The sequence below is a fragment of the Rahnella sp. EDr1-12 genome (assembly GCF_049206505.1).
GTDB lineage: Bacteria > Pseudomonadota > Gammaproteobacteria > Enterobacterales > Enterobacteriaceae > Rahnella > Rahnella rivi.
Map to the genome: position 1 here is coordinate 111,254 of NZ_JBLZNY010000007.1, position 18,786 is coordinate 130,039.

15 protein-coding genes are annotated in these 18,786 nt (G+C 55.3%); 9 read left to right on the forward strand and 6 right to left on the reverse strand.

Annotated features, from left to right (window positions below):
- Window positions 1-45 precede the first annotated feature (45 nt).
- From ACO0U8_RS21250 to ACO0U8_RS21265, 4 genes are all read right to left on the reverse strand, one after another.
- The gene (locus ACO0U8_RS21250) at window positions 46-2,154 is read right to left on the reverse strand and encodes a S9 family peptidase (protein ID WP_421671604.1); all 2,109 of its coding nucleotides are present in this window, start codon (window positions 2,152-2,154) and stop codon (window positions 46-48) included.
- Window positions 2,155-2,181: 27 nt separating this feature from the next.
- Window positions 2,182-3,012, reverse strand: coding sequence for a TonB family protein (locus ACO0U8_RS21255; RefSeq protein WP_056781844.1), 831 nt, complete (start codon window positions 3,010-3,012; stop codon window positions 2,182-2,184).
- A 125-nt stretch (window positions 3,013-3,137) separates the two neighbouring features.
- Window positions 3,138-3,995 (reverse strand): ChaN family lipoprotein, encoded by an 858-nt coding sequence (locus ACO0U8_RS21260; RefSeq protein WP_421671587.1) that lies wholly within the window; start codon window positions 3,993-3,995, stop codon window positions 3,138-3,140.
- Between the two features lie 74 nt (window positions 3,996-4,069).
- Window positions 4,070-5,005, reverse strand: a complete 936-nt coding sequence (locus tag ACO0U8_RS21265) for a LysR family transcriptional regulator (RefSeq protein WP_122097014.1) — start codon at window positions 5,003-5,005, stop codon at window positions 4,070-4,072.
- A gap of 133 nt (window positions 5,006-5,138) precedes the next feature.
- Between ACO0U8_RS21265 and lysA the strand changes: the two genes are divergently transcribed.
- Window positions 5,139-6,398 (forward strand): diaminopimelate decarboxylase, encoded by a 1,260-nt coding sequence (gene lysA / locus ACO0U8_RS21270; RefSeq protein ID WP_421671588.1) that lies wholly within the window; start codon window positions 5,139-5,141, stop codon window positions 6,396-6,398.
- A 144-nt stretch (window positions 6,399-6,542) separates the two neighbouring features.
- Here the strand turns inward: lysA and ACO0U8_RS21275 are convergent, their stop codons facing one another.
- Entirely contained in the window at window positions 6,543-6,860 is a 318-nt protein-coding gene (locus ACO0U8_RS21275) for a PTS lactose/cellobiose transporter subunit IIA (protein WP_056781835.1), read from the reverse strand.
- A 286-nt stretch (window positions 6,861-7,146) separates the two neighbouring features.
- Between ACO0U8_RS21275 and ACO0U8_RS21280 the strand changes: the two genes are divergently transcribed.
- Genes ACO0U8_RS21280 through ACO0U8_RS21300 form a run of 5 tightly spaced genes read left to right on the forward strand, consistent with a single transcriptional unit; the run spans window position 7,147 to window position 11,549 of the window.
- On the forward strand, window positions 7,147-8,484 hold the full coding sequence (locus ACO0U8_RS21280; RefSeq protein ID WP_421671589.1) for a PTS sugar transporter subunit IIC: 1,338 nt from the start codon (window positions 7,147-7,149) through the stop codon (window positions 8,482-8,484).
- Between the two features lie 29 nt (window positions 8,485-8,513).
- Entirely contained in the window at window positions 8,514-9,950 is a 1,437-nt protein-coding gene (locus ACO0U8_RS21285; RefSeq protein WP_390973057.1) for a glycoside hydrolase family 1 protein, read from the forward strand.
- 14 nt (window positions 9,951-9,964) lie between these two features.
- A complete protein-coding gene (locus tag ACO0U8_RS21290; protein ID WP_056781828.1) occupies window positions 9,965-10,282 on the forward strand; it encodes a PTS sugar transporter subunit IIB in 318 nt (105 codons plus the stop codon).
- 38 nt (window positions 10,283-10,320) lie between these two features.
- Window positions 10,321-11,094 (forward strand): FCD domain-containing protein, encoded by a 774-nt coding sequence (locus tag ACO0U8_RS21295; protein WP_056781826.1) that lies wholly within the window; start codon window positions 10,321-10,323, stop codon window positions 11,092-11,094.
- A 5-nt stretch (window positions 11,095-11,099) separates the two neighbouring features.
- Window positions 11,100-11,549, forward strand: a complete 450-nt coding sequence (locus ACO0U8_RS21300) for a GNAT family N-acetyltransferase (protein ID WP_122097010.1) — start codon at window positions 11,100-11,102, stop codon at window positions 11,547-11,549.
- Here ACO0U8_RS21300 and galR read toward each other — a convergent pair.
- Window positions 11,546-12,553: an HTH-type transcriptional regulator GalR gene (gene galR / locus ACO0U8_RS21305; RefSeq protein ID WP_056781823.1), complete on the reverse strand. Its 1,008-nt coding sequence runs from the start codon at window positions 12,551-12,553 to the stop codon at window positions 11,546-11,548. The genes ACO0U8_RS21300 and galR overlap by 4 nt on opposite strands.
- Before the next feature lie 253 nt (window positions 12,554-12,806).
- On the opposite strand from galR, the gene ACO0U8_RS21310 reads away from it, so the two are divergent.
- The 3 genes from ACO0U8_RS21310 to lplT all read left to right on the forward strand — a co-directional run bounded on the left by ACO0U8_RS21310 (window position 12,807) and on the right by lplT (window position 18,771).
- Window positions 12,807-15,077 (forward strand): molybdopterin-dependent oxidoreductase, encoded by a 2,271-nt coding sequence (locus ACO0U8_RS21310; protein ID WP_217203829.1) that lies wholly within the window; start codon window positions 12,807-12,809, stop codon window positions 15,075-15,077.
- 323 nt (window positions 15,078-15,400) lie between these two features.
- Window positions 15,401-17,566, forward strand: a complete 2,166-nt coding sequence (gene aas / locus ACO0U8_RS21315; protein ID WP_421671590.1) for a bifunctional acyl-ACP--phospholipid O-acyltransferase/long-chain-fatty-acid--ACP ligase — start codon at window positions 15,401-15,403, stop codon at window positions 17,564-17,566.
- On the forward strand, window positions 17,563-18,771 hold the full coding sequence (lplT, locus tag ACO0U8_RS21320; RefSeq protein WP_122097007.1) for a lysophospholipid transporter LplT: 1,209 nt from the start codon (window positions 17,563-17,565) through the stop codon (window positions 18,769-18,771). Before aas ends, lplT begins: the two co-directional genes overlap by 4 nt.
- Window positions 18,772-18,786 lie beyond the last annotated feature (15 nt).

An 18,786-nucleotide genomic window follows, 5' to 3' on the forward strand; every position in this document is an offset into this window, starting at 1 on the left:
GCTTTATTTTCTAATTGTTATTGCTCAGCGTTGCTTTCTAATTAATTACCAATGGGTGTTACGGTTATTATTATTTTGGTCCATCTGAATAATGAAACTGTATTCCTGCGCGGTATTTCTAAGCCGGTTAAGGCGACCTGATTTTCCGCCATGACCGGCCGCCATCTCGGTGGTCAGTAAAATCACTGACGATCCCTGATTCAGGGTACGTAAACGCGCGACCCATTTGGCCGGTTCCCAGTACGGCACCTGCGAATCGAATAGTCCGCCGGTGACCAGCAGGTTGGGATACGCCGCCGCATGCACATTGTCATACGGGCTGTAAGATTTAATGCGCTGATACGCGGCAGGCTCAGCCGGATTTCCCCATTCCTCATATTCGCCTTCGGTCAGCGGCAGCGTTGGATCTGACATTGTGGTCAGCACATCGACGAACGGCACCTGCGCGACCACGGCGTGAAACAAGCCCGGTTGCTGATTGATGACCGCACCCATCAGCAGGCCGCCCGCGCTGCCGCCCATGGCATATAAATGTCCCGGCTGGCCGAAGCCTTGTTGCGCCAGCGCCTGAGTTGCGTCGATAAAATCATTGAAAGTATTGGCTTTATTCTCCAGTTTTCCTTGCTGATACCATTGCCGACCCAGTTCACCGCCGCCGCGCACGTGGATCAGGGCAAAGACAAATCCGCGGTCTAACAGGCTGATGCGGCTGGCGCCAAACGCCGGATCCATACTCATGCCGTACGCGCCATAGCCGTAAGCCAGCAGCGGATTCTGGCCTTTGCGGAACAGCGATTTGCGGTACACCAGCGAAACCGGCACCTGTACGCCGTCGCGCGCGGTGATCATCACCCGCTGGCTGGCGTAATGAGCCGGATCCACGCCTTCCACCGGTTTCTGCTGCAACAGCGTGCGGGTGCCGGTGGACATGTCCCATTCGTAAATCCGCGTCGGGGTGGTCATGGAGGAATAGCCGTAGCGCAGTTTGTCGGTGTCCGGCGTGGGATTTGAACCGAGCCACGCCATGTAACTGTCTTCGTCAAACGTCACGTTGCGCGTCTGTCCGGTTTTCCAGCCGATCATTTCCAGCTGAACGCGCCCCTGACTGCGGACTTGCAGCACCAGCTGATGGCGGAACAGGGCAAAGTTTTCCAGATCCCGCTGATCATCCGGCGCGACCAGTGTCTGCCAGGGCGATCCTGCTGACGGCGTTGCATACAATCCAAAATGCGGACTGTGCAGACTGGAGCGGATGTAAAACTGACCGCGATAATGGTCCAGATAATATTCCACGCCCGGACGACGCGCTGCGAATAGCTGCGGCGCAGCCAGCGGTTCACCGGCAGGGATCAGCCGCACATCGGAAGACGTGTTACCGCTGCTGACGATCATCAGATAATCGTCTGAGGCCGTGCGCGAAAGACCGAGGTAAAAACCGCCGTCCTTTTCTTCATACACCAGCGCATCCTGAGAAACCGGTGTGCCCGTCTTATGACGGAAAACCTGATACGGCATCAGCGTTTGCGGGTGATTGCGGATATAAAACAGATACTGACCGTCCGCCGACCACTGCATATTTCCCGAGGTGTTTTGCAGCACGTCATTTTGCCAGACACCGGTATTAAGATTGCGCAGACTGATGCTGTACTGGCGGCGTCCCTGGGTGTCTTCGGCGACGGCCATCTGCTGATTGTCGGTGCTGATTTCCAGCCCGCCAAACTGATAATACCTGTGCCCGGCGGCGCGCTGGCTGGCGTCCACCAGCGTCTGCCAGACCGCATTGCCGCTGACCGGCTGACGCAGATATTGCGCATAATCTTTGCCGGGCAGATAACGCTGCTGATAACGATAACCGTGCAGTTCATACGGCACAGATTCGGTGTGTTCCCCCTGGCGGGCGCGCATTTCCTGATACAAGGTTTCCGTTAATGCTGCCCAGCCGGACATCATCCGGGCGCTGTACTGATTTTCGGCACGCAGATAATTCAAGACTTTCGGGTTCTGACGGCTGTCATCGCGCAGCCAGTAATAATCGTCCGTCCGGCTTTCACCGGCCATCTGCAAAATATGCGGATGCTTTTCGGCAACCGGCGGCACGGGTTGCGCTGAGGGGGTGGTACAGACAAAGAGCGTTCCCGCCGTCAGCAGCGTCATCAATCGTGAAAGAGTCATAATATTCCGTTAAGACTTGCGGCTGTTTGCGCCGCTCAGGGTAAATTCCAGTGGCATCGTCACCGGCACCTGACCGGCTTTCAGCATCTCGCCCGGCGGTTGCGGCAGCGGGCTGGCGCGTTGTAGAACCGCCAGCGCTTCGGCGTCCATCGACATCGTGCCGGATGATTTCACTAACCGGCTGCTGATCACTTCGCCGCGCTGATCGACGACAAAAGCCACCAGCGCGACGCCGGTGCGGTGGCGCGAAATGGCGTCCGGCGGATATTTTTTCAGGCGGTTAAGTTGCACTTTCACCCGTGTTTCCCAGGTCACTTTGGCGTCGCGGGTCTGTGAGGAATCGCTGTTCATCGGCGCGGCAATTTTATCGGAAACCGCCGCCGTGACCGGCGGGGCAGCCGCGCTGGCGGCGGAAGCGCGGGTGGGATCCTGCTGGCGTTCCTGCGTTTTTTGAACCGGTTTGCGGCGTTTGGGCTGTTCTTGCGGTTTTTTACGCTGCTGAACCAGTTTGATTTCCGCGCTTTCATTTACCGGCGGCGTGATGTTTTTCTGCAACTGCGGCGTTGTTTCCTGCTTGCTGGACGCAGCCGAATCCACCGCCTGCTGAAGGCCGACGGGCAGCGGTTTGGTGGTTTGATTATTTTCGACGCTGGCAGAAAGCGTCACCATCACGGCGGGTGGCGGCAGCTCGTACGGCGGCGGCACGGGCGCTGACCACAATAACCAGGCGGCCAGCGCGCCGTGTGCTGTCAGGGACAATATCAGCCCGATAATGCGGCGCTGAGGGCGCAAAACAAACGCCGCAGCGACCGGTGTACCGGTAAGAAAGTGAGTGGTCATTTAGTCCATTAAAATGATAATGAGATTCAATATTATTTGATAATAGTAATCATTTGTAATGGCTCTTTACAAGAAACTTTCACAGTCTCCACATTTTTAATTCAGTGAGCACAATAACTTAAGGGTTATTTCTCGGCGGGTTTAGCGGCTGCTGCCGGGGTTATCCACACGAAATCGGCCTGGGATTTATCGACCGTCACGCCCGTTTCCGCCAGAAGAAGTACAGTGACGGACGCCGCTGCATCGAGATCTTTCACATGCACCGGCACGCCGATACTTCTGCCTGCGTGATAACCGCCAGCGATCAGCAAAGCCGGGGCGGGGGCGGCCAGAAGACGCTGGGCCATGCGACGGTCGCGCTGCTGCTGAATCGCCAGCATGGCGTGCAGCTGTTCTGCGCCGATATTTTGCTGATGAGAGGTACGGATGGTGTCGCTGATGGCGTTTCTTACCGCAGGATCCGCCGAACGGGCACCGGCCGGGAACTGCGGATTTTCATAAAACGCCATGATTTCACTGCGATCCAGATTGGCAGAGAGCAGCGGATACGGCGCTTTCATGGCGCTCATCACCACATCGCCGTACATCGACCAGTCCCAGCTTTTTTGCCAGTTAATCAGTTCTGCGACATGCGCAGGGCGGGCGTCCGGCCCGGTTTGCAGCCAGGCCTTCACCTGATCCACTTTCGGCTGTTGATCCGGCGTCAGCATTTCCATCAGCACGCTGCCTTGCGGACGCACTGCCGGCAGGCTTTGTACCAGCCAGTTTTCAATCTGATGATGTGTCGGGTTGTCGTGCTTTTCACCGACGATAACGCGGGGTTGGGCAGCCAGTCTGCTGAGCAACTCAGACGGAGAAAGGGTTGCGCCGGTGTGCAAATCAGTGATGGTGCCGCCCGGCGCCGTCAGCGGTTTGGCGGTGTGGCGCGGGGCGGTGGAGCAGGCGGTCAGAGCCAGAATGGCCAGAAGTAAAAACTTGTTCATGGTGATCCTCATTTTCCATAGCGGGATGCTGCTCGCATGTTATGGATAATGATTATCATTTACAAGTCAGCGCATCAGCGCATCAGCGCGGCCTCAAGGCGTCCGGCAAAACGTTGTGCCTGCTGATGGCAGTGTTCAATAAACGTGGTGACCAGCGCGGAAGCGGGGCGGTGCAGCGGGCGGATCAGGCTGACGGTAAACGGCACGGCGATGCTGAACTCCCGTAATACGACGCCGTTTTCGCTGTTTTTAGCAGAATAGTCCAGCGCAGTCAGCGGGTTAACGATGGAAACGCCCGCACCTTCACGCACCATGCTGCACACCGACGCGGCGCTGTGAGTTTCCATCACCAGCCGCCGCGAAACCTGTTGTTCCGTAAATAAAGTGTCGAGCAGATGGCGGTAACTGTCGGTGGCCGACAGGCTGATAAAATTCAGGCCGCTGAAATCCTGGGGTGTCAGACGTGATTTTTCCGCCAGCGGATGCCCGGCGGGCAGTACGCACACTTCGTTCAGCGTGAGCAGCGTCTGGCGCTCGGTTCCTGCGGGCGTCTGGATGTTTTCCGTCAGTCCTAAATCATGACGCTGCGCCGACAGCCACTCTTCCAGCAGCGGCGATTCCTGCGGCACGATGTTGAAACTCACGTCGGGGTAGCGGTCGAGAAACGGCTTACACACCGCAGGCAGCAGCGACTGGCTGAACACCGGCAGGCAGGCGATCGAGAGTTGCGCCTGCTCAAACTGACGGATGCCTTCCGCCGCGCTGACGATCCTGTCCAGCCCGTAATACGATCGCTGCACTTCCTCAAACAGCCGCAACCCTTGCACCGTCGGGTATAAACGCCCGCGCAACCGCTCGAACAATTGCAAATTCAGCAGCTTTTCGCAGCGCGCCAGCTCGCGGCTGACCGTCGGCTGCGAGGTATTGAGCAACGCGGCGGCTTCGGTCAGATTGCCGGTGGTCATGACCGCATGAAAAATTTCGATATGGCGCAGGGAAATCGCAGGCATGGATTTATCCGGTGAGCGAAGGAACAGCCCATATCATAAATGAATAGACTGGCCTGAAATAGATATTTTATCGCCGGTCAGTGACGCGGCATACTGAGGGAAATATGACTGAATTCACCTGACGGAAAATCTTATGCCACGCGCCCTGAACGACCTGTCTACCGCGCTTAATGCCGCGAATTTACTGGCTCTGCCGCAACAATTTGGCTGCCCTGTGTGGGCGTATGACGCTGAGATCATCAAAGCGCGCATCGCGCAGTTGCGTCAGTTCGACGTCATCCGTTTTGCGCAAAAAGCCTGTTCCAATATTCATATTTTGCGTCTGATGCGCGAGCAGGGCGTGAAAGTCGATTCCGTTTCACTGGGTGAAATTGAACGTGCGCTGGTGGCCGGTTTTATTCCGGGCCGTCAAGACAGTGAGATTGTCTTTACCGCCGATGTGCTGGACCAGCCGACGCTGGAACGCGTGACGGCGCTGGATATTCCGGTGAATGCCGGTTCCATCGACATGCTCAGCCAGATTGGTCAGCACAAAGCCGGGCATCCGGTGTGGCTGCGCGTGAATCCGGGCTTCGGTCACGGTCACAGCCAGAAAACCAATACCGGCGGCGAAAACAGCAAACACGGGATCTGGTATGCCGATTTGCCCCAGGCAATGGCAGAAATCAGTCGGTACGGCCTGAAACTGGTGGGTATTCATATGCATATCGGTTCAGGTGTGGACTACGGTCATCTGGAGCAGGTGTGCGATGCGATGGTCAGTCAGGTGATTGAAACCGGACAAGATATTGAAGCGATTTCAGCCGGTGGCGGTCTGTCGATCCCGTATCATTTTGAAGAAGAATCCATTGATACCGGCCACTACTATGGCCTGTGGAACCGTGCGCGTGAGCAAATCGCCGCGCATCTGGGGCATGACGTTAAACTGGAAATCGAACCGGGGCGTTTCCTGGTGGCGGAATCCGGCGTGCTGGTGGCGCAAATCCGCGCAGTGAAAGACATGGGCAGCCGTCACTTTGTGCTGTGCGACGCAGGCTTTAACGATCTGATGCGCCCGGCGATGTACGGCAGCTATCACCATATTTCGCTGTTACCGGCAGATGGTCGCGATGTGAGCGGACAGCCGCTGACTGATGCCGTGATCGCCGGGCCGTTGTGTGAATCCGGCGACGTCTTTACCCAGCAGGCTGGCGGCGGAGTCGAAACCTTCCCGCTGCCGCCGGTACAAATCGGTGATTATCTGGTGTTCCACGACACCGGGGCGTACGGCGCATCCATGTCATCCAACTACAACACCCGCCCGCTGCTGCCGGAAGTGTTGTTTGAGCATGGCGTACCGCGGTTGATTCGTCGTCGTCAGACGGTAGAAGAGCTGATCGCCTTAGAACTGTAATCCCCGTCATCCTTCGCGCTGACTCTGCGTTGGCTGCCTTTCACGAACCCCGGTCACATACTTGTGTATGTGACCGGGGTTTCATTGCGTTGCCGCCCTGATGCCACTCAAAGGATTCAGGGGAATTCCTGAGTGATAAAGTCATTACTTATCAAACATCTCTTTTCGCAGTAACACGATCTCTTCGGCCAGTTCACGGCACAGCATGGCGGTCATCAGGTGATCCTGCGAATGCACCATGATCAGATTCACCGGAATTTTGCCCACGCCTTCATCCAGACCAATCAGCTGCGTCTGCACTTTGTGCGCGATACGCGCCGCATCGTCTGAGGCTTTCAGCATGGCATCAGCCTGTTCCCACTCTTTTTTACGTGCGTGCTGAATCGCCATCATCGCGTTAGATCGTGCTTCTCCGGCGTTGATCAATAACTCCATCACCGTTTGTTCCAGATCGAATTCCATCGAAAACTCCAAATTGGTATACCAGAAAAGGGTGAATTCATCATATTGGAATTCCAATATTCACATGTGAGAACAATGTCACAGAAATTAATTCTCATTCAGCTATTTTTTGGCATGCCACATTTCGCATTATTGATGAAATAACGCCGACATGTGGCCGACAGGATCACTCTCAGAAACGGAATCTGGCTCTACTTCGCGCGACACCTTTTCTTTCAGATGCATAAAAGGTCAATGCGAAACAAACACCTGCAAAGCGTGAAACAAAATTAAAAGAGGTGGTGTCATGTCATTTAAAGACCGTTTTATCGATTCTCTCGGGGGATTCGCCAATACCTTTAATAGCTACAGATACATTATGGCTATCAAAGCTGCTTTTATCACATTAATGCCCGTTATTATTGTAGGGGCATTCTCCGTATTAATTTCTAACATGGTGATGGATCCGAAAAACGGATTGGCTCACTTTGAAATGTTGTCATGGCTGGCGACGCTCAAACCGATTATGAGCAGCATTAACTACGCCACGCTGAGTTTCCTGACCATTGGTGCCGTCTTCCTGATCGGTATTGAATTAGGAAGAATTAACGGCTCGCGATCATTATTTCCCGGCCTGCTGGCGGTCATTTGTTTTATTGCCGTGACGCCGACCACTGTCGATATGATGGTCAATGGTCAGATGCAGGAAGTGAAAGATGTGCTGGCTAAACAATTCTCCGATACGAAAAGTCTGTTCCTCGGCATGTTTATTGCCATCCTCTCCGTAGAAATTTATTCCAAGCTCGAAAGCTACAGTGGCCTGCGAATTAAGATGCCGGAAAGCGTGCCGCCGAATGTCTCGGCGTCATTCTCCGCATTAATCCCCGCCATTATTACCGTGGTGATCATTGCCACCTTCGGTTTTGTGTTCCATCAGGCCACCGGCATGTATTTGTACGATGCGGTGTATCAGGTGATCCAGCGTCCGCTGGAGTCGGTGATGCAAAGCCTGCCGGGCATTCTGCTGCTGATGTTTGTGGCGCAACTGTTCTGGGTGATCGGTATTCACGGCAATCAGATGATCAAGCCTATCCGCGAACCCCTGTTGCTGGGCGCGATCATGGTCAACATGACGGCCTTCGAGCAGGGTCATGAAGTGCCGAATATCATCACCATGCCGTTCTGGGATGTGTACATGAGCATCGGGGGTTCCGGTTGCACCATCGGTTTGTTGCTAGCCGTCATGCTCGCCACGCGTCGTAAAGAGATGCGCGAAATCTCCAAACTGTCACTCGGGCCAAGCGTCTTTAACATCAATGAACCGGTGATTTTCGGTATGCCTATCATGCTGAACCCGATTCTGGCGATCCCATTCATCATCACGCCGCTCATCACCGGGACCATCGGTTATTTTGCCACCAGCCTCGGTTTTGCCGGACGCGCGGTTGTCATGGTGCCGTGGACCACGCCGCCTATCATCAACGCCTGGCTTTCTACCGCGGGTTCGATGGGGGCTGTGATCACGCAGGCCGGTTGCATTGTGGTGTCGGTGCTGATTTATCTGCCGTTCGTGAAAGTGGCTTCCCGCCGCGCCGAACAGGCACAGCTTGAAGCGATGCAGCAAAAACAGGCGGCGACGGCCTGAGTCAATTCATCCGGACAAAGAGGACTGTTATGAGCAAGGTTACCATCGCCATTCCTGAAGGATTTATCCTCGGCGCCGCGGCTTCCGCGTGGCAGACCGAGGGCTGGAGCGGCAAGAAAGACGGGCAGGATTCGTATCTGGATCTCTGGTACAAAAACAGCCGTCACGTCTGGCATAACGGCTACGGCCCGGCGAAAGCCACGGATTTCATCAACCGTTATAAAGAAGACGTGGCGCTGATGAAAGCCAGCGGGCTGAGCCACTACCGCACCTCGATCAACTGGTCGCGCTTTCTCACCGACTATGAGCTGGGCACCGTCGATGAAGCGTACGCCGCTTACATCGACGACCTGCTCGATGAGATGAAACGCAACGGTATCGAGCCCATGCTGTGCCTCGAACACTACGAACTTCCGGCGTATCTGATTGAAAAATATGACGGATGGAGCTCAAAGAAAGTCGTCGAACTGTTTGTGTTGTATGCGGAAAAGGTGTTTGAGCGTTACGCCCATAAAGTCAGCCGCTGGTTTACGTTTAACGAACCGGTGGTGGTGCAGACCCGCGTGTATCTGGACGCAATCCGCTGGCCGTTCGAGCAAAACACCGCAAAATGGATGCAGTGGAATCACCACAAAGTGCTGGCGACCGCTAAAGTGGTCGAGCTGTTTTACCGCAAAGGTTATAACGCCTCAGGCACCGTCGGAGTGATTTTAAATCCGGAAGTGACCTACGCCCGTTCAACCGCGGCGCACGACCAGCAGGCGGCACGCATATACGATTTATTTTATAACCGCGTATTTTTAGACCCGATGATTAAAGGGGAATACCCGCAGGAACTGCTGGCATTACTGGAAAAGCACGGCGTGCATTTTGATTATTCACAAGCTGAGCTGACGGTGATTCGCAATAACACCGTCGATGAAGTGGGGATTAATTTGTATTACCCGCACCGGGTAAAAGCCCCCTCCCGCGAATGGAATAAAGAGACGCCATTCCATCCGGCGTATTATTACGAGCATTTTGAATTGCCGGGCCGGAGGATGAATAAATCCCGTGGCTGGGAAATTTATCCGCGCGTGGTGTATGACATGGCGATGCGCATTAAAACCGAATACGGCAATATTTCGTGGTTTGTAGCTGAAAACGGCATGGGTATCGAAAACGAAGGGCAGTTCCGCGACGCAATTTCCGGCGAAATTCAGGACGATTATCGGATCGAATTTATCGCCGAGCATCTTTACTGGACGTTAAAAGCGCGGGAAGACGGCGCAAATTGTCAGGGATATATGCTGTGGGCATTTACCGATAACGTCTCGCCGATGAATGCGTTTAAAAATCGCTACGGGTTGATTGAAATTGATCTTGATGACAACCGTAACCGCCATCAGAAAAAATCATCCCGCTGGTTTAAATCCCTCAGTGACAATGGCGTGTTGTCTTTGACGCTGGATGACGAAGATAAATAACCTAAGGAAATACTATGAAACGTATCGTATTAGCGTGTTCAGCAGGCATGTCTACCTCGCTTGTGGTCACCAAAATGGAAAAAGAAGCCGCGGCCCGTGGCCTGGAATTTAAAATCTACGCCATCCCGGAAAATAACCTGCGAGATGAGCTGGAAGCCTATGGCCGGGATATTCAGGTGGTGTTGTTAGGGCCGCAGGTGAGATTCAAACTGGCGGAAAATAAGAAGCTGACCGACGAACAGGGTATCCCGATTGCAGTGATCGACATGGTGGCTTACGGCACGTTAAACGGTGCAAAAGTGCTGGATCAGGCGTTATCTCTGATACAGTAACATCCGGTCTTTTTTGGTTTATGCATCAGGGTGATTGTGTGGAAAAGGGTGTGGTTTCGCAGGACAGAAAGCAGTATCAGGAAATCGGGCATGACCTGCGCGAGCAAATCAAGCAAGGGCATTTTGCTGTGGGATCCCGCCTGCCGCCAGAACGCAACATGGCGGAAACCTACGGCGTCAGCCGGACGATTGTGCGCGAAGCCTTACTGATGCTGGAACTGGAAGGCACGGTGGATATCCGTCAGGGTTCCGGCGTGTACGTGATCCGCATTCCTTCTCAGGAAGAAGGCGAAGACGAACTGATGTATCAGGGGCAGATCGGCCCCTTTGAAATCCTGCAGGCGCGGCAGTTGCTCGAAAGCAATATCGCCGCGTTTGCCGCCAAAATGGCGACCAAATCTGATATCGAAAATCTGCGCCGTACGCTGGAGCAGGAGCAAACCGCAATCGTTGCCAACGATGAGAGCGGCGACAATGACCGGCTGTTTCACCTGCTGATTGCCGGGGCGACGCAAAATCAGATGTTGCTCGATTCCGTCAAAAATATTTGGATGCACCGTGACTCCAGCCCGTTGTGGAAACAGTTACACAGCCACATCGCTACGCGCGGTTATCGTTTGAAGTGGCTGGCTGATCATCAGAATATTTTGGCGGCACTGCGACGTCGCGACGTGATGGGCTCGTACCAGGCGATGTGGCAGCACATGGAAAACGTGAAAAATACGCTGATGGAATTGTCGGATGTCGATGCGCCGGAGTTTGACGGTTATCTGTTTGAATCCGTGCCGATTTTTCAGGGTAAAATGGTTTGAGTGCCATGAAGATCATTAACCTCAGCGACCGGCCTGAATTCAAAGAACAGGTGACGGACTGGTTATGGCAGGCTTTCGGCAGCGAGAACAGTCGGGATTTTTTTGCAAGCGTAGTGCAAAGCAGCCTGAGCGGCGCGGATCTGCCGCAAACGTTTATCGCGCTGGCAGGCGAGACACTGGCGGGAACGGTGGGGCTGTGGCGCTGTGATCTGATCAGCCGCCAGGATCTGACCCCGTGGCTGGCGGCGCTGTACGTCGATGAAGAGTTCCGGTCACAGGGGCTGGGGCAACAGTTGCAGGCATTCGTTCTGGAACAGAGCCGCCGCAGCGGCTTTCGTGAGGTGTACTTGTACGCTGAATTTACCGGCTATTACGAGCGTTTTGGCTGGCAGTATATTGGCGATGCGCTGGATTATCCTGATAAACCAGTGCATCTGTTTCGCCAATTTCTTTAGTTGCCTGCCGGGTTGCTCACCGAGTGTCGGCGCACCAGCGTCGGGCTGAACATGTGGGTGGTTTCCGGTAACGGCAAGCCATTGGCCAGCGCTAACGCCAGCTGCGCCGCCTGATTCGCCATCGCCACCACCGGATAACGCACGGTAGTCAGACGCGGACGCAGATAGCGTGAAATCAGCACATCATCAAACCCAATCAGTGAAATTTCTCCCGGTACATCAATGCTGTTATCGCTTAACACCGATAATGCACCGGCAGCCATCGAATCGTTATAGCAGGTCACCGCAGTAAATCCTTTTCCCAAACCGAGTAAATCCGCCATGGCTTTTTCACCGCCGATTTCATCGGGTTCGGCGTAGGCGATCAGCTTGTCATCCACCGGAATATTATTCTCCGTCAGGGCGTCGATATAGCCCTGCAGGCGATCGCTGGCGTCGGAAATGCCGTGGTCAGAACACAAAATCGCGATGCGTTTATGCCCGGCCTGAATCAGATGGCGGGTTGCCAGCCAGGAACCGTAACGGTCATCAAGGGCAATACAGCGCTGCTCAAAACCCGGCAGCGTACGGTTAATCAGCACCATACCGGGGATTTGTTGCATCAGGCTGGTCAGTTCATCCTCGGGCAACATTTTGGCGTGCACCACTAACGCGGCACAGCGGTGGCGGATCAACTGTTCAATGGCCTGACGCTCTTTTTCGACGTTGTGATAACCGTTACCAATCAGCAGAAAATTGCCGGTGGCGTAGGCCACCTGTTCCACCGCTTTGACCATCGCGCCGAAGAACGGGTCAGAAACGTCTGCCACGATAAGCCCCAATGTTTCGGTCGCCTGTTGAGCCAGGGCGCGCGCATTGGCATTCGGATGATATTGCAGGTGTTGCATGGCGCTCTGAACCGCATCCCGCGAGCTTTCGCTGGCTTTCGGGGAATGGTTAATCACGCGTGAAACGGTCGCAACCGATACGCCTGCCAGTTTTGCTACATCCTTAATCGTTGCCATAACACTTCCGCTATTCCGTGAGGGTAATCGTTTACACTGACCAGTTTTGCGGAAAAGACCGGTCGCTGCAAGGAGGCTGATCGCAACTTTTAGATGTAAGGGCGATGTAATAGAAAAAGATCGTTGTGATTAACGGAAATCCCAGTGCGATAGGGCGGAAATGCATTTTATTAAGATTATTTGTTCTTTGAACTGCCAGCGTCCTGAATGGTATTTTTAAGGTCATTCATCTGCGCTGAGAAAAATAGAAATTATGTCGATAAAACGCTATCCGCAACTGGCTCACTGGGGCGCGTACACCGCCGTGGTGGAAGATGGCCGCTTGATCCGCTGTGAACCTTATAAAGCGGATGCCGATCCCTCGCCTTTACTGGATTCTATTGTGCCGCTGGTTTATTCCGACAAGCGTATCCGTAAACCGGCTGTGCGCCGCTCGTGGCTGCAAAAACGCGAAAACAGCGATCGCTCGCTGCGTGGCCGGGAAGATTTTGTCGAAGTGGACTGGGATCTGGCGTTGGATCTGGTGGCGGAAGAAAACCGGCGTGTTCGCGACCGCTATGGCGCTTCCGGCATTTTCAACGGCTCTTACGGCTGGTCCTCCGCCGGGCGTTTGCATCATGCCCGATCGCTGGTGCGTCGTTTTTATTTCACCGGCGGCGGTGGCGTGGATCAGCTTGGCAACTACAGCTGGGGCTCGGCGCAGTTTTTCCTGCCTTATGTCATCGGCACTTTTACACCGCTGACCGGCCGGGTGACTTCCTGGCCGAGCGTGGTTGAACACGCAGAAATCCTGCTGGCCTTCGGGGGCCTTGCGCTGAAAAACGCGCAGGTGGCGTCAGGTGGCGCAGTAGAACATACGCTGAAACCGGCGCTGGAGCAGCTGGCGAAGAAGGGCACCCGCGTCATTAATATCAGCCCGATGCGCGACGATTGCCCGGCGTTCCTCAATGCTGAGTGGATCCCGATCCGCCCTAATACCGATGCGGCGCTGATGATGGCGATCGCGTTTGAAATTCAGCGCAAAGAGGCGCAGGACGATGCGTTTCTCGCCAGTCACTGCGTCGGTTATCCGCAACTTGCCGCCTATCTGCGCGGCGATTCGGACGGCATCGCGAAAGACCCGGCGTGGGCGAGCCACATTACCGGTATTCCGGCGGAGCGCATTGCGCGTCTGGCCGATGAGTTGATTGGTGTACGCAGCTTTATTACCTGTTCGTATTCCGTGCAGCGTGCTCATCGCGGCGAGCAACCTTACTGGATGATGATCGCCATTTCCGCGATGCTCGGCCAGGTGGGTTTACCGGGCGGCGGTTTCTCGTTTGGTCACGGTTCGATGAACAGCGTCGGGAATCCGCGTTATGACACGCCGGGGCCAGCGGTCAGCGCAGGGCCAAATCCGTCCGGCCTGTCGATCCCGGTCGCCCGTATCAGCGACATGTTGCTCAATCCGGGGCAACCGTATGAATTCCAGGGCGAAACGCAGCATTATCCTGATATCCATCTGGTGCACTGGGCGGGCGGAAATCCTTTCCACCATCATCAGCAGCTTAACCGGCTGGTCGAAGGCTGGCAGAAACCGGACACCATTATCGTGCAGGATAACGTCTGGACGCCTGCCGCGCAGATGGCGGACATCGTGCTGCCTGCCACGACGTCGCTTGAGCGCAACGATATCGGCGGTTCTTCGAGGGATCGCTTCGTGCTGGCGATGCATCAGGCGATTGCGCCTCAGCATCAGGCGCGTAACGATTTTGATATTTTTGCAGACATCGCTGACCGACTCGGTTATCGCGAACAGTTTACGCAGGGGCGTAATGAAGATCAGTGGCTGCGCCATATTTACCGTCAGTGCGGCGAAGCGCAAAAAGGCACCGGCGTGGAATGGCCGGACTTTGAAACGTTCTGGGAGCGCGGTTTTGTTGAACTGCCGATGCCGGAAAAAGATTTTGTGTTCTTCGAGGAGTTCCGCAAAAGTCCGCGTGCAAATCCCCTCGGCACGCACAGCGGAAAAATCGAACTGTTCTCGGAAACGATCGCCGGTTACGGTTACGCAGATTTCGCGCCACACCCTGAATGGCAGCCGCCGGTAGAATGGCTGGGCGCTGAAACAGCCAAAGAGTGGCCGCTGCACCTGATTTCCATTCAGCCGAAAGATCGTCTGCACAGCCAGCTCGATCAGTCTCCGCTGGCGCAGTCCAACAAAACGGCCGGCAAAGAAACGCTGTTTATGCACCCGGAGGATGCCGTCAGCCGTCAGCTGAATGAGGGCGATCGCGTAAAAGTGCATAATGCACGCGGCAGTTGTCTGGCCGGAGTGACGTTTAACGATGGCATAACGCGCGGTGTGGTGCTGATGTCGACAGGTGCCTGGTTTAACCCCGGCTTTGGCGGCAAATGGCAGGAGACCGAGCAGGCGGGTAACCCGAATGTGCTGACGCTGGATATCGGCACTTCACGCCTTACGCAGGGTCCGAATGCCATGAGTTGTCTGGTGGAAGTCACGCAGTGCGCACTAAATGATTAAAACCGGGGACATTTTCACCACTCGTTACACTTTGCGGAATTATGTTTCGATTGCCCGCTGGCTGTGATTACCACAAACCAGCTAGATTGAACGTCCCAGAGGTATTGATTGGTGAATCATCAACGTGCTCTGCATGTTGATACCGATTAGATTTGCACCAACCTACGCAGATGCGTAGGTTTTTTTTTGCCTCCGGTCCCCACTTACTCATCCTCCTCCTAAACTCACTGCTGACTGTCGTCATTATTCTGCGGCTTATAGTATGCTGTTTCCCCAACCTTTTTCTTTCAGGATCAGGGATGACACATAAGGAGATGGCACACATGTATAACTTTCTTTTCGCTGCGTTCAGATGGCTGTTCCGCATCGCGTTTCGGGTCACTGTGACGCCGGCCACATCCTCATTTGATTACCCGCGTTTATTGCTCACCCCCAACCATGTTTCTTTTATTGATGGCATGCTGCTGGTGCTTTTCCTGCCGGTGAAGCCGGTTTTCGCCGTCTATTCCAATATTACCGACACCTGGTATATGCGCTGGCTGAAGCCGTACGTTGACTTTATGCCGCTCGACCCGACCAAACCGATGGCGATCAAGCATCTGATCCGCCAGGTCGAGAAGGGGCGTCCGGTGGTGGTCTTCCCGGAAGGGCGTATTACGGTCACCGGATCACTGATGAAAATTTACGACGGCGCGGCCTTTGTGGCGGCGAAGTCTCAGGCGACAGTGATCCCTGTGCGTATTGATGGCGCCGAATACACGCCGTTTGGTCGTCTGTTCGGCAGCTTTAAGATTCGCTGGTTCCCGAAAATCACCATCAACGTGTTACCCCCGCAGACTATCCCGATGCCGGATGCGCCGCGTTCACGCGACCGCCGCGTGCTGGCCGGAGAGCAATTGCATAAGATCATGATGCAGGCGCGCATGGCCACCCGCGAACCGGAAACGCTGTATGAAGCGCTGCTGTCCGCGCAGACCCGTTATGGCCGCCGCAAACCCTGCATCGCCGATATCGCGTTTAAAGAAGATACCTATCAGGGGCTGCTGAAAAAATCCCTCGGCGTCAGCCGGATCCTGCAACGTTTCACCCGCGAAGGGGAACACGTCGGCATGCTGCTGCCAAATGCCACCATCATGGCGGCGGCGCTGTTCGGTGCCTCTGTGCGCAACCGTATTCCGGCGCTGCTTAACTACACCGCCGGGGCGAAAGGCCTGCAAAGCGCAATGAAAGCGGCGCAGATCAAAACCATCGTCACTTCCCGTCAGTTTCTGGAAAAAGGCAAACTGACGCATCTTCCTGAGAATGTGCCAGAAGCGAACTGGGTGTATCTGGAAGATTTAAAAGACACGGTCACCACGCAAGATAAGCTGTGGATCCTGTTCCATCTGATTTTCCCACGCCGCGCCATGCTGCCGCAAAAAGCCGATGATGCCGCGCTGGTGTTGTTCACGTCCGGCTCGGAAGGCAACCCGAAAGGCGTGGTGCATTCCCACGCCAGCCTGCTGGCGAACGTCGAGCAAATCCGCACCGTGGCAGACTTTACGCCGCGTGACCGCTTTATGTCGTCGCTGCCGTTGTTCCACGCATTTGGTCTGACTGTTGGTCTGCTAACACCGCTGCTGACCGGTGCCCGCGTGTTCCTCTATCCCAGCCCGCTGCATTACCGCATCGTGCCGGAACTGGTTTATGACCAGAACTGCACCGTGCTGTTTGGTACGTCGACCTTCCTCGGCAACTACGCCCGCTTTGCCCATCCTTATGATTTTGCACGCCTGCGTTACGTGGTGGCGGGCGCGGAGAAACTGGCGGAAAGCACTAAGGAAATCTGGCAGGACAAATTTGGTATCCGCATTCTGGAAGGCTACGGCGTGACCGAGTGTGCGCCGGTGGTGGCGATTAACGTGCCAATGGCGACCAAAGTGAACACTGTCGGGAAGATTTTACCGGGAATGGACGCGCGCCTGATTAACGTGCCGGGCATTGAAGAGGGCGGACGGCTGCAACTGCGCGGCCCGAACATCATGAAAGGCTATCTGCGCGTTGAAAATCCGGGCGTACTGGAAACCCCGCAGGCTGAAAATGCCGAAGGTGAAATGCAGGCTGGCTGGTATGACACCGGTGATATCGTCACGCTGGATGAAAAAGGCTTCTGCGCCATTCGTGGGCGCGTGAAACGCTTCGCCAAACTGGCAGGCGAAATGGTTTCACTGGAAAGCGTGGAACAGCTGGCGATCAAGGCGTCTGCGGATGCGCAACACGCCGCGACGTCGCGCAGTGACAGCAGTAAAGGCGAGGCGCTGGTGCTGTTCACCACAGACCCACAATTACGTCGTGATGCGCTGAGTAAGGCTGCCCGTGAACTGGGGCTGCCGGAACTTACCGTGCCGCGTGATATTCGTGTGGTAAAAGCCCTGCCGTTACTCGGCAGCGGTAAACCTGATTTTGTCACCCTGCGCGAAATGGCAGAAAAACCGGAGACTGAGGCATGAGTAAACCTTTAGCGGCGGCCTCGCCGCTGATGTCCAAAAGCATGACGGCGGTGATCGTGGCGCAGTTCCTCTCTGCTTTCGGCGATAACGCGTTGTTGTTTGCCGCGCTGGCGTTGATCAAACAGCAGCTTTATCCCGACTGGAGCCAGCCTGTTTTACAGATGGCCTTCGTCGCCACCTACATCATTCTCGCGCCGTTTGTCGGGCAGTTCGCCGACAGCTTCTCCAAAGGGCGGGTAATGATGGTGGCTAACCTGCTGAAACTGGGCGGCGCGGCGGTTATCTGTGCCGGTCTGAATCCTTTCCTCGGCTATACGCTGGTCGGTATTGGGGCCGCCGCGTATTCGCCGGCCAAGTACGGCATTCTGGGTGAAATCGCCAGTGGCGAACAGCTGGTAAAAGCCAACGGTCTGATGGAGGCGTCTACCATCGCCGCTATCTTGCTGGGTTCTGTGGCGGGCGGTGCGCTGGCGGACTGGAATATCCTGGCGGCGCTGGGGATCTGTGTGCTGGCCTATGGCGCGGCAGTGGCGGCGAACTGGTTTATCCCGAAACTGACGCCGGCGCGCGCCGGGCAGTCCTGGCATCCGGTAAAAATGACGCGGACATTTTTCGCTGCCTGCACCACGTTGTGGCGCGACGGTGAAACCCGTTTCTCGCTGGTGGGAACCAGTCTGTTTTGGGGCGCGGGCGTGACGCTGCGCTTCCTGCTGGTGCTGTGGGTGCCGGTGGCGCTGGGCATTACCGACAATAAAACGCCGACGCTGCTCAACGCGATGGTGGCGATCGGGATTGTGTTTGGTGCCGGTGCGGCCGCGAAATTGATTCGCCTGGAAACGGTGAAACGCTGTCTGCCTGCGGGCGTGGCGATCGGTGTCGCCGTGGTCGTCTTTGCACTGCAAACCAGTATGCTGAGTTCTTACATCGTGCTGATCGTGGTCGGTGTTCTCGGTGGCTTCTTTGTGGTGCCATTGAATGCGTTGTTGCAGCATCGCGGTAAGGCTTCGGTCGGTGCCGGTAATGCCATTGCGGTGCAAAATCTGGGCGAAAATACCGCCATGTTACTGATGCTCGGCCTGTATTCGCTGGTGGTGATGGCAGGAGCGCCGGTGGTGGCGATCGGTATTGGTTTCGGTGTGGTCTTCGCGCTGGCGATCACCGCGCTGTGGATCTGGCAGATTATGCAAAAACGACGTCACGCCTGAGGCTTGTCTGTCATC